This is a genomic window from Mesobacillus sp. (genome assembly GCF_047739415.1).
Lineage (GTDB): Bacteria > Bacillota > Bacilli > Bacillales > Cytobacillaceae > Mesobacillus.
In genome coordinates this window covers 1-11113 of the sequence record NZ_JBIQOE010000196.1, presented here as the reverse complement: position 1 = coordinate 11113, position 11113 = coordinate 1, and the positions used below count along the sequence as shown (strand labels likewise).

9 protein-coding genes and 1 pseudogene are annotated in these 11113 nt (G+C 43.5%); 6 read left to right on the top strand and 4 right to left on the bottom strand.

The annotated features are described in order from the left end of the window. Window positions 1–373 (bottom strand): dihydrofolate reductase family protein (locus ACH0QE_RS15670; protein ID WP_415801514.1); only part of this gene is annotated, 373 nt, incomplete at its 3' end. A gap of 60 nt (window positions 374–433) precedes the next feature. On the opposite strand from ACH0QE_RS15670, the gene ACH0QE_RS15665 reads away from it, so the two are divergent. The 3 genes from ACH0QE_RS15665 to ACH0QE_RS15655 all read left to right on the top strand — a co-directional run bounded on the left by ACH0QE_RS15665 (window position 434) and on the right by ACH0QE_RS15655 (window position 4281). Next, window positions 434–898, top strand: a complete 465-nt coding sequence (locus tag ACH0QE_RS15665) for an HAD family hydrolase (protein ID WP_415801513.1) — start codon at window positions 434–436, stop codon at window positions 896–898. A gap of 478 nt (window positions 899–1376) precedes the next feature. Next, window positions 1377–2069, top strand: coding sequence for a response regulator transcription factor (locus tag ACH0QE_RS15660; RefSeq protein WP_415801512.1), 693 nt, complete (start codon window positions 1377–1379; stop codon window positions 2067–2069). Then, the gene (locus ACH0QE_RS15655) at window positions 2047–4281 is read left to right on the top strand and encodes a sensor histidine kinase (protein WP_415801511.1); all 2235 of its coding nucleotides are present in this window, start codon (window positions 2047–2049) and stop codon (window positions 4279–4281) included. Before ACH0QE_RS15660 ends, ACH0QE_RS15655 begins: the two co-directional genes overlap by 23 nt. A 33-nt stretch (window positions 4282–4314) precedes the next feature. On the opposite strand, the gene ACH0QE_RS15650 is transcribed toward ACH0QE_RS15655, so the two are convergent. Next, on the bottom strand, window positions 4315–5148 hold the full coding sequence (locus ACH0QE_RS15650; protein WP_415801510.1) for a hypothetical protein: 834 nt from the start codon (window positions 5146–5148) through the stop codon (window positions 4315–4317). A gap of 187 nt (window positions 5149–5335) precedes the next feature. Between ACH0QE_RS15650 and ACH0QE_RS15645 the strand changes: the two genes are divergently transcribed. Then, complete coding sequence (locus tag ACH0QE_RS15645) at window positions 5336–6541, top strand: MFS transporter (protein ID WP_415801509.1); 1206 nt, start codon at window positions 5336–5338, stop codon at window positions 6539–6541. A gap of 41 nt (window positions 6542–6582) precedes the next feature. Here ACH0QE_RS15645 and ACH0QE_RS15640 read toward each other — a convergent pair whose 3' ends face one another. Next, window positions 6583–6951, bottom strand: a complete 369-nt coding sequence (locus ACH0QE_RS15640) for a cytochrome-c oxidase (protein ID WP_415801508.1) — start codon at window positions 6949–6951, stop codon at window positions 6583–6585. A 230-nt stretch (window positions 6952–7181) separates the two neighbouring features. On the opposite strand from ACH0QE_RS15640, the gene ACH0QE_RS15635 reads away from it, so the two are divergent. Then, window positions 7182–9473 carry a glycoside hydrolase family 65 protein gene (locus ACH0QE_RS15635; RefSeq protein ID WP_415801507.1) on the top strand — a complete coding sequence of 764 codons (2292 nt, stop codon included), beginning with the start codon at window positions 7182–7184 and terminating at the stop codon, window positions 9471–9473. 401 nt (window positions 9474–9874) lie between these two features. After that, window positions 9875–10543 carry a beta-phosphoglucomutase gene (pgmB, locus tag ACH0QE_RS15630; RefSeq protein ID WP_415801506.1) on the top strand — a complete coding sequence of 223 codons (669 nt, stop codon included), beginning with the start codon at window positions 9875–9877 and terminating at the stop codon, window positions 10541–10543. 163 nt (window positions 10544–10706) lie between these two features. Here the strand turns inward: pgmB and ACH0QE_RS15625 are convergent. Further along, a pseudogene (locus ACH0QE_RS15625) lies at window positions 10707–11113 on the bottom strand (hypothetical protein); the annotation flags it as partial.

Sequence of the window (11113 nt, the reverse complement as noted above, 5' to 3'; positions counted from 1 at the left end):
TTTTCTCAAGGAATTGCTGGACAAGCTGGCCGCCGCCGACAAGCCATACATACCCATCGGACTGTTCTTTCAGACGCGGAATCAGGGATTCCAGCTCCTCATCTGTAAACGTGACACCTGGTCGCTGCTCATGATTTTTTCGCGATAAGACATAACATGCCTTACCCGCATACGGAAATTCATCCGTCAGTCTTAAAACCTCTTCGTACGTTTTACGGCCCATTACTACAGTTCCAACCTTGCTGTAGAATTCACTGTAACCATTATCGCCATCGCCTTCCACATCATCTAGCCAGTCAACGGCGCCATCCGGCCTGGCAATATAGCCATCCAAGCTCGTAGCGATATAAAGTATCACATTGCTCTTTTTCATCTAACATCCTCCATGCAGGTGTATAATAACGATATTCTATCAAAAATGGGAGGCATATTCATGCTTGCTTTGAACATCCCGGGCAGAGGCCAATTTACTATTCATCATCTTGTTTTGGATTTTAACGGAACCATTGCTTTTAATGGTGAGTTGATCCCCGGAGTAGCTGAAAGAATCACACTTCTTAGCAAGAACCTGGAGATTCATGTCATTACAGCAGATACGAATGGAACCGTCGCCAGACAATGCAGCGGGCTGCCTGTTAATGTGCGCGTACTCCAATCTGATGACCATACTGCTGAAAAAGGGGGATTTGTCCGTGGCCTGGAGGGAACAATCTGCATGGGCAATGGGGCGAATGATGAGACAATGTTCGCAGAATCCGATATCGCCATTGCCATCAACGGTAGAGAAGGCTGCGCAACGGCAACACTGTTGAAAAGTGATTTGGTGATCGAGAATATCAATGATGGTTTGGATTTGCTGCTGAATCCTAAGCGATTGATCGCAACGCTGCGTAAGTAGCAGGGTGAACTGGAAAAAAAGCTGCCCAAGTAACTGGGGCCGGAACTGGAAAAAAACGCCCGAAATTTCCAGTTCGCCAATAAAATTTGATTTTCGCCAATATGTAGGTGGAAATCGCCAATAAATTCATTTTTTCGCCAATAAAATCTGAAAATCGCCAATAAAGTTGTGAAAACCGCCAATAAAAAATTTCAAGAAGAAAATAAGGCAATGAAACTTATTAAAAACTGGCTTTTTACCTCCAATCGGCTCAACCCCCATTGGATTGAGCCGATTCCTCTGCACGAAATCTCCGTTTATGAACAAAACACCCCCAAATTACCTTTCCTCTCAGCCTCCATAAAAATATATAATAGATTCACACACTACTTTTACCAATATTAAGAAAATCTTAAGATTTATCCTCGGTGAATATTAAGGTTAACTGTCTAGAATAATCAATATCAAAGCTTGCCTGTGTGGGAAGGGGGTTTTTCATGTGGAACAATACAATGTGCTGGTGGTTGATGATGAAAAAGAGATTCGTGATGCGATAGAGATCTATTTGAAAAATGAAGGGATCAGGGTGATCAAAGCGGCGGATGGAATCGAGGCGATCGAGAAGCTGAATGAGCAGCCTGTCCACTTAATACTGCTCGATGTGATGATGCCACGCCTGGACGGGATTACGACGACCTTCCGAATCCGCGAGGACAAGAATATCCCAATCATCATTTTGAGCGCCAAAGCAGAGGATACGGATAAAATTCTCGGTCTACAGGTTGGCGCTGATGATTATGTGACGAAGCCATTCAATCCGCTCGAATTAATCGCAAGGGTAAAATCTCAGCTGAGGAGATATGTCACGCTCGGTACATATGAGGGGAAAGCGAAGGTGATCGACCTGAACGGGCTCACACTCGACCAGTCTTCGAAGGAAGTCACCGCACATGGTGAGCCAGTCAAATTGACGCCAATCGAGTACAAAATCATTGAGTTGCTCATGACCAATGCCGGCAGAGTATTCTCCATCAATGATATTTATGAGCGTGTATGGAAGGAACCAAGCTACAATGCGGAAAACACGGTAGCGGTCCATATCCGTAAAATCCGCGAAAAAATAGAAATCGATCCGAAGAATCCAAGATATTTGAAGGTGGTGTGGGGGATTGGATACAAAATCGAAAAGTAAGTATTTGTTTGTGGTATGGGTGCTTTTGATCTCATTCGGTATTAGCGGTGTTTTTTCAGTCCTGACCAATGGCAGCCGGTTCATGCAGGGCGATTATTTTGAATCAGAAGAATATAACTCACAAATGGATCAGTTCGTTTCCATGCTGAATGTGTATGAGCTCTATAAGATGCCAAAAGAAGAAATGAAAAACAAAATTACTGTATCAGATGAGGAAATTGAAGAACATCGTATGAGGTATGGCAATCTCGGAGATCAAATTTCCAATATCGGAATGCAATATGAGGAACAAATACAGTCGGCAATCGATTCAGGAAACAAGGCGGCAGAAGAGATTCTGAAGAAGGAAAGAGACGGAAAAATCGCGGATATAACCAAAAATTTCAATAGTGATGAATATGTACGCGCTAAAATCGTCAAAGAAAAAGAGAAGAAGATCGATGAATTTTATCGGGATCTGGAAGAATATCGCCGTGAATTCACCAATCTTGAGCAGGCATTCAAATATTACCTTGAGGACAAATCAACAGGAGAAGTCTTTACAAATCTTGATCTATCAAAGGATGAGTCAGCATCAGACTACTTGAATAAAAAAGACATGTATTATGTTCTGGATTACGCAGGTGTGCAGAGAAATTACATGTTCACTGGGTATAACGAAAACTTCCTGCCTTATAATGAAGTCGCTGAAACGATTCTGGAAAATCAAAAAGACCGAGATCTGACCGGTAAAATAGGCTTATCAAAGCTTGCTTCAGAAAACCATATCGCCATCATGAATTATAAAGACTATCAAAAAGGGCAAAAGCTCTTTTACAGTTATCTTTTATTAAGTATCGCTGCATTAATCATCAGCTATTTCCTTGCAAAACGGAAACCGGCAACCGTGTTTGGTTCATTTGATCACCTGCAGCCTCTTTATGGAAGGATTCCGCTGGATGTAAGGGCGGTGATGCTTTTATTAACAGGAGTCTTCCTACTGCTGTCCATGACACTGATCAGTGAACAATTTGTCTACTATCATTCAGATGTCTTTTCTTCGCTGATCGAACTGATCATCAGTCTAGTCGCTGCAGCTTCATTGCTTGCATTCGGGTGGATTCAACTTAAATTCCTTTCAGAGTACCGGAAGGATTGGCCAAAGCTGAAGGAAGATGTGAATAATAGCCTTTTAGTAAGGAGCTATCACGCGATTCTTAATGCCTTTTTAATCAAGAGCATTGGATTCCAGCTTCTTGTCATCCTCGGAATCGTGTTTGTAATGGGGATGTTGTTTGTTGCAGTCCTTGTAGCAGGTGGAGGAGAAATAATCGTCATTGCTTTCGCATTAGGTGTAATCAGTCTCCCGATTTTCATCATGATCATGAGGAAAGCAGGCTACTTGAATAAAGTATTAAAGCATACAGAAGAACTTGCTGCGGGCAATCTAGGTGCGGACATCCCGGTGAAAGGGAAGTCGGCTTTTGCCAAACATGCCGCCAATATCAATACACTTAGGAATACTGTTACGGTCTCCCACAAAGAACAGGCAAAAAGCGAACGCCTTAAGACAGAATTGATCACAAATGTAAGCCACGATCTTAGGACACCGCTAACGTCGATCATCACCTATACAGAGCTCCTGAAAACACCTGATCTGGCATCAGAGGACCGTGACTCGTATATCGAAATTCTCGACAGGAAATCGAAGCGACTTAAGGTGTTAATTGATGACCTGTTCGAGGCGACAAAAATGGCGAGCGGCAATATCGAACTCACTAAGGAGAAGGTCGATCTCAACCAGCTCCTGCAGCAGGCACTCGCCGAGCATAATGAGGCGCTGAGCCAGTCATCCCTGCAGCTGCGCGTGTCACAGCCGGAGCATCCGGTGTATGCATTTGTTGACGGACAGAAGTTGTGGAGGGTGTTTGATAACCTGATTGGCAATATTCTCAAATATGCTCTGGAAAATACGAGGGTATATATTTCGGTAAAAGAAGAGCAAAACCAGATTGTGCTTACTTTTAAAAACATCACGAAATATGAATTGGGCGAGGATTTGAATGAACTTTTCGAACGCTTCAAGCGCGGCGACCAATCACGTCATACAGAAGGGTCAGGACTCGGGCTTGCAATCGCAAAATCAATCGTTGACCTGCATGAAGGCTCACTTGATATTGAAGTGGATGGTGACCTTTTCAAGGTAACGGTCATTCTCGATAAAATAAGTTAATCCAATACCCCCTTTGCCTAGCAGAGGGGGTTCCTACTGTTTTTGACGGATTTTTAAATAGAGATATCTTGATATGAAAACCATCACAGCGTTGAATGCTAAATTCCACAGCTTATTCAATCGTAATTTCAAGAGGCCTGTCCACTCCAGCATGATATCAATGCCGATGAATCCGATGAACATCGTCAGTCTTGGCAGCAATCCGTGTTTTGAGGAGTTTTTAACCAGGAAAATAGTCCGGAATAAACTATAAAGCGGAGCAATGATAAAATGCTCGCGCCAGGAATGGTGGATTCCCCGTCCAAACCTGACTTTCCTGTTGACTGCAGATATATAGAGCAAGGTAACTCCGATGACTTCTGTTGACAGGTATTGTGCGATCACCAGAGCCCATTCCTTTTTCGCGTTCAGCGCTTTGTAAAACCAGTCGCTGACATAAAAATAGATATTCATGAAAAAAACCGTATAGTATGGCTTCCACCAATGCGCTTTATAGATTTTAAAATGCAGGAAACAACGTTCAATTCCATAATAAATCAGCGTGCTGCCGAGTTTCCAATACCGATTTTTTTGGTACAGTGTCAGGAGGGTTGCAGTAATTGGAACATATAATGCCTGGGAAAAAATAGCTCCGAGAATTTGGTCATGAGCCCGTTTTTTAAGGATATATGGTTTATATGAATACCCTTTGAACAGGTTGAGGACAGGATACTCAAATAAATATGCCATACCAATATTGGAGAGCAGAAGGGCCCATATATTCTTTTGCCGGCTTCGTTTGGCGAATATGAAAAAAAGCAGAACATGAATCACTGCGAGCAGCAGAAAGGGAATGGAGTTCTTTTTAACGAGCCTTTTTTTTCTCATGACTTACTCCACCTTTTCAGGGATGTAGTTATAATGTCCGCATATTCTTTGAAATTATTTACGGGTCACTTTTATCATGACTACTGTAAAGACACATGGTAATATAAAGTAGCATCGCAATTATTATGTTAAAACTAACAATTTTAGGGAAACTATTTGTATCGCTGCAATGGTTTAGGAGGGTTATATGAAAAAGACACAGGAGATTTCTGAAAAAAAGCTGCTCGGGATTGCCGGGCTGGGCTGGATGTTCGATGCGATGGATGTGGGGATCTTGTCCTTTATCATCGCCGCATTGCAGGTAGACTGGAATTTGACGGGCAAGGAAATGGGCTGGATCGGCAGCGTGAACTCAATCGGTATGGCTGTCGGTGCATTTGTATTTGGCTTGCTTGCTGACCGGATCGGCCGGAAAAATGTCTTTATTATTACGTTATTGCTTTTCTCAGTCGGAAGCGGAGTATCCGCAATGGCAACAACTTTGTCATTCTTTTTATTGCTAAGATTTTTTATTGGAATGGGACTTGGCGGAGAGCTTCCGGTAGCGTCTACTCTTGTTGCAGAGAGTGTGCCTGCTGAGAAACGGGGGCGCGTCGTTGTCCTGCTTGAAAGCTTCTGGGCTGCAGGCTGGCTTGTCGCAGCGTTGATTTCATACTTCGTCATACCGAAATTTGGCTGGCAAATGGCGTTGATCCTTAGTGCCCTGCCAGCATTGTATGCATTGTACCTTCGTATGAACCTGCCGGACTCCCCAAGGTATCTGGCCGTTGAAAAGAAGGAAAGGTTGACAATCAAGGAGAGCATTGCCGAGGTATGGTCCAGGGAGCACTTCAAGAAAACAGCCATGCTCTGGATTCTATGGTTCAGTGTGGTATTTTCTTATTACGGAATGTTCCTCTGGCTGCCAAGCGTGATGGTCATGAAGGGCTTCACTTTGATCAAGAGCTTTCAATACGTTTTGATCATGACCCTGGCTCAGCTTCCAGGATATTTCACCGCAGCATGGCTGATTGAAAGAGCAGGCAGGAAGTTCGTACTGGTTGTCTATTTGATAGGAACAGCACTGAGCGCCTATTTCTTTGGAACGGCAGACTCGCTTGCATTGCTGATCACTGCGGGTGTCCTGCTGTCATTCTTCAACCTGGGTGCGTGGGGTGCTTTATACGCTTATACGCCAGAACAATATCCAACAACGATCCGCGGTTCCAGTGCAGGAATGGCCGCATCCTTTGGACGAATAGGCGGGATAATCGGACCACTGATGGTCCCGTATTTATCAGCGCAAAATTTATCAATCACTGCCATCTTCACAATTTTCTGCATAGCCATTCTGATCGGTGCTGCAGCCGTCTTTTTCTGGGGTACGGAAACAAAGCAGAAGGAGCTTGCATAATAAAAAAAGTTCGCCTCACCGGCGAACTTTTTTCGTCTTAATTACGCTTTTACATATTTGAACACATTCACCAAGAACAGAATGCCTCCGAGAACGATGACCAGTGATCCAAGGATGGCAAAGACGGTGAAAATGACTCCCCCTATCAACATGGATAAGGTGATTCCGCCCTGCATGACGGGTACCCCGATATTATGGAGCCAGAAATGCGTAGAGGCTAGCTTGCTGTTCCCAGCTGCAGGAAATAGATAATAAATTGTCCCGAACAGGGCCATTGATACCCAGCCAAGGAGATTTAAATGGGCATGCACCGAAGTCAATGTGAAGTCATGCGCGATCCCCATAACAATTCCTAGAATAATAGCAATGACAAAATAGACCGCAGCAACCTTGAAAAACCGTATGCTCATATTGTTTCCTCCTTCCATATTTAGTTCTTTTAGATTATATTAGTTTTCTGAAAATTTATAACATATGTACTAACTAAATAGGTGAAAAAGTTTTTTGCCGGATTATAATAGTAAAATAATAATAAGTTCAGGATGACACAAAAATATCACCTTTGCTTTTGTCATTTCTGCGGAAATTCATGATATAATAGTGCAAACGTTTGTACAACTTCTAAAAGGAGATAAAAGCTATGAAAAGATTATTTGGGATTGATAGCTGGAAGATCGTCGAAACGGACTTGCATAAAGAAGATTTCCGCCTAGCAGAAAGCATCACAAGCCTCGGAAATGGCCATATGGGCATGCGCGGAAACTTTGAAGAGACATATACTGGAGACTTCCATCGCGGTTCATATATTGCAGGCGTCTGGTTTCCAGATAAAACGCGTGTAGGATGGTGGAAGAATGGCTATCCGCACTATTTTGGCAAGGTCATTAACTCAACGAACTTTATCGGCATAAAAGTATTTGTTGACGGAGAGGAACTAGACCTTTACAAAGCAGAAGTGAAGGATTACTACCGTGAACTTGATATGCAGCATGGTGTCTTGACAAGGAAATTCACAGTCATCCAGGACGGTAAGGAAACTGAAGTGGAAGCGATCCGATTCCTGTCGGTTGCTGATAAAGAACTCGCTGCAATCAAGTATTCAGTTACTGCCAGGAACTATAATGGAAACGTTACCTTTGTTCCTTATCTGGATGGAGACGTGCGCAACGAAGATTCCAACTATGATGAAGACTTCTGGTATGAAATTAGCAGGGATGCTTCAGAACATAATAGCAGTCTTGTAATGAAAACGAAAGACAACCCATTCGGGACTCCGACTTTCCAGGTTGCGACAACTATGCAAACGGTTGTCGAAGGAACTGTGGCTAAGTTCGAAGTCAATGAAAAAGAAGAATATGTTGAGAATGTGATTGAAGTTAAGGTTGAGCAGGGACAAACTGTAACCCTTTACAAGTATATTGCTGTAACAACAGATCGTGACTATGAAGCTAGCGAGCTTGTTTCTAAAGGCCGTGAAGTCCTAGGTCGTTCTGTTGAAAAAGGCTTTGATCAGCTGCTGGAAGAGCACAGAAACGGCTGGCTGAGCCGCTGGGAAATCGCTGATGTTGAGATTGCAGGCGATGATGAAGCACAGCAGGGAATCCGTTTCAACCTGTTCCAGCTGTTCTCTACTTATTATGGAGAAGATTCGCGTTTGAACATTGGACCAAAAGGTTTTACAGGAGAAAAGTACGGCGGTGCAACTTACTGGGATACAGAAGCGTACGCAATTCCATTATACTTGTCTACTGCAGAATCAGAGGTTGCACGCAACCTGTTGATTTACCGCCACAACCAGCTTGATGGCGCATACCACAATGCGAAGCAGCAGGGGCTTAACGGAGCACTTTACCCTATGGTTACTTTTACAGGCGTCGAATGCCACAATGAGTGGGAAATCACGTTCGAAGAGATCCACCGTAACGGAGCGATTGCTTACGCGATTTATAACTATGTGAACTACACTGGAGATCAAGATTATCTTCATGAATATGGAATCGATGTGCTTGCCGGCATCTCCCGTTTCTGGGCAGACCGCGTCCACTACAATAAGTCCAAGAAAGCCTATATGATGCATGGCGTAACAGGACCGAACGAATACGAAAACAATGTCAACAACAACTGGTACACAAACCGTATCGCTGTCTGGACACTTCGCTACACGCTTGAAGTCATCGAATCCTTGAAGCAAAACGGCCATGATGCACGCCTTGCAGGCCTTGAATTCTCTGATGCAGAGCTTGCGAAATGGCAGGATATCATTGAGAAAATGTACTTCCCGTACGATGAAGAAAAAGGTGTATTCGTCCAGCATGATACATTCCTTGATAAAGACCTGATGACAGTTGATGAGCTGTCAGCTGAAGACCGTCCGATCAACCAGAACTGGTCATGGGATAAAATCCTGCGCAGCTGCTTCATCAAACAGGCTGACGTCCTTCAGGGTCTATACTTCTTCAACCATGAATTCACAGAAGAAGAGAAGCGCCGCAACTTCGAATTCTATGAGCCTATGACAGTTCATGAATCATCACTGTCTCCTAGTATCCACGCAGTACTAGCTGCAGAGCTTGGTATGGAAGAAAAGGCGTATGAAATGTACAACCGCACGGCGCGCCTTGACCTTGATAACTACAATAACGATACAGAAGATGGCCTGCACATCACAAGCATGACAGGTGCATGGCTGGGTATCGTCCAGGGCTTCGCGGGCATGCGTACGGCTGAAGGCACACTATCATTCGCGCCGTTCATTCCAAAAGCATGGAACCAGTACAGCTTCAACATCATCTACCGCGACCACTACATCAAGGTAGAAGTGAACCAGGAAAACGTCGTCCTCACCCAGCAAGGACCAGAACTTGCAATGAAACTTTACGGCGAGGAAGTCACAATTCCAGCAGAAGGCGAGCTTTCTGTAAAATTGAAATAAGTCGATGAAGAGATCTTTGGGCCAGCCCGAAGGTCTCTCTCATTGGGGTAGACATCTTGGTGTATGAATTACGTAAATGTCCAATAAAGGTGATTTAATGGACATTTTGAAGAATGGAAGGCGTTGAAATGTCCAAGAAAAGTGGTTTAATAGACATTTTGAAGAGTGGAAGGCGTTGAAGTGTCTAAGAAACGTTCTTTAATAGACATTTTGAAGAATGGAAGGCGTTGAAATGTCTAAGAAAAGTGGTTTAATGGACATTTTGGAGGGGGGAAGGTGTTGAAATGTCTAACAAACGTTCTTTAATAGACATTTGCGTGTGTGAATGGCAATAAAATGTCCAATAATACTCAGAGTCTGCTTCTGAGGCTGAATGATAGATTCATGAAAGGAGTTTAACGATGACAAGACCACTAAATGCGTTTATTTTTGACCTTGATGGCGTCATTACTGATACAGCTGAATATCATTTTTTAGCATGGAAGGCGCTGGCTGAGGATTTGGGCATTACCTTTACCCGTGAGGATAACGAGGAATTGAAGGGCGTCTCGAGGATGGACTCTCTCGAGAAAATTCTAGAGCTGGGCGGCCGTACGGAGGATTTTACAGCCGAAGAAAAAGAAGTATTGGCTGGCAAGAAAAATGATCATTATCTTACCTTGATCCAGAACATCACTCCCACTGATCTTTTGCCGGCGATCAAAGAGCTGATTACGGATATTAAGGCAAAGGGACTTAAGCTGGGCCTTGCTTCTGCAAGCAAGAATGCGTTCACTGTGATGGAGTCACTTGGAATGAAATCCGAGTTCGATATCATCGTTGATGCGAAGACTGTCGTGAACGGCAAACCGCATCCGGAAGTTTTTCTGCGCGCAGCGGAAATGCTTGGTGTTGAGCCTGAAGCATGCATTGGTGTTGAAGATGCTGCGGCAGGCGTACAGGCGATTAAATCTGCGAAAATGTTTGCTGTCGCTGTGGGACCAAAGGAAAGTTTCGAAAATGCTGATATCGTCTATGCCAGAACAGCTGAGCTTTCATTAGAGAAAATTTTAGAAGTATATAACTCATAATAGTTGTGGAACCCGGTCGTGATTGTGCGGCTGGGTTTTTACTTTTTTAGATAAATGGGAGATTATTTGGGTTAAGTGAGAGATTACTTGCTTCTATTGAGAGATTTTTTCCGAGAGATTAACTGTACTGAGCGAGAGATTTTTATTCAGCATTAAAAAGCGATCACTCTGGGAGTGACCGCTGCAATTCATGGTAAAAAACATCTGGTTCGTCGACATTCAGGACAATCCGGTCCACTTTTCGCTTTAATCCGTAGATGAGATGAACATCCTGCGGCTCATGCAACAGGATTTCAAACATCGGCTTTTCCTGGATCAAATCAGGCACTCTGGCATCAAAAAGCCCTTTTTGCTCTATTTTGCTAAATTTTTCCGACCCTTCGTAATGTTTGATTTCCTTGATATTGCTTAAAGGCAGGTTCATCGAACTTGAAAATCCTGTCTGCATTAACAAATGGTCCTCTGTCAGCAAAAATGGAGTCAGTCGTGTGGCTTGAAGCTCGGCCAGCATGAACAGAATGCCGTATATGTTCAAAAACAGAAGGATATAGGAAACAATCGGATTCCAGC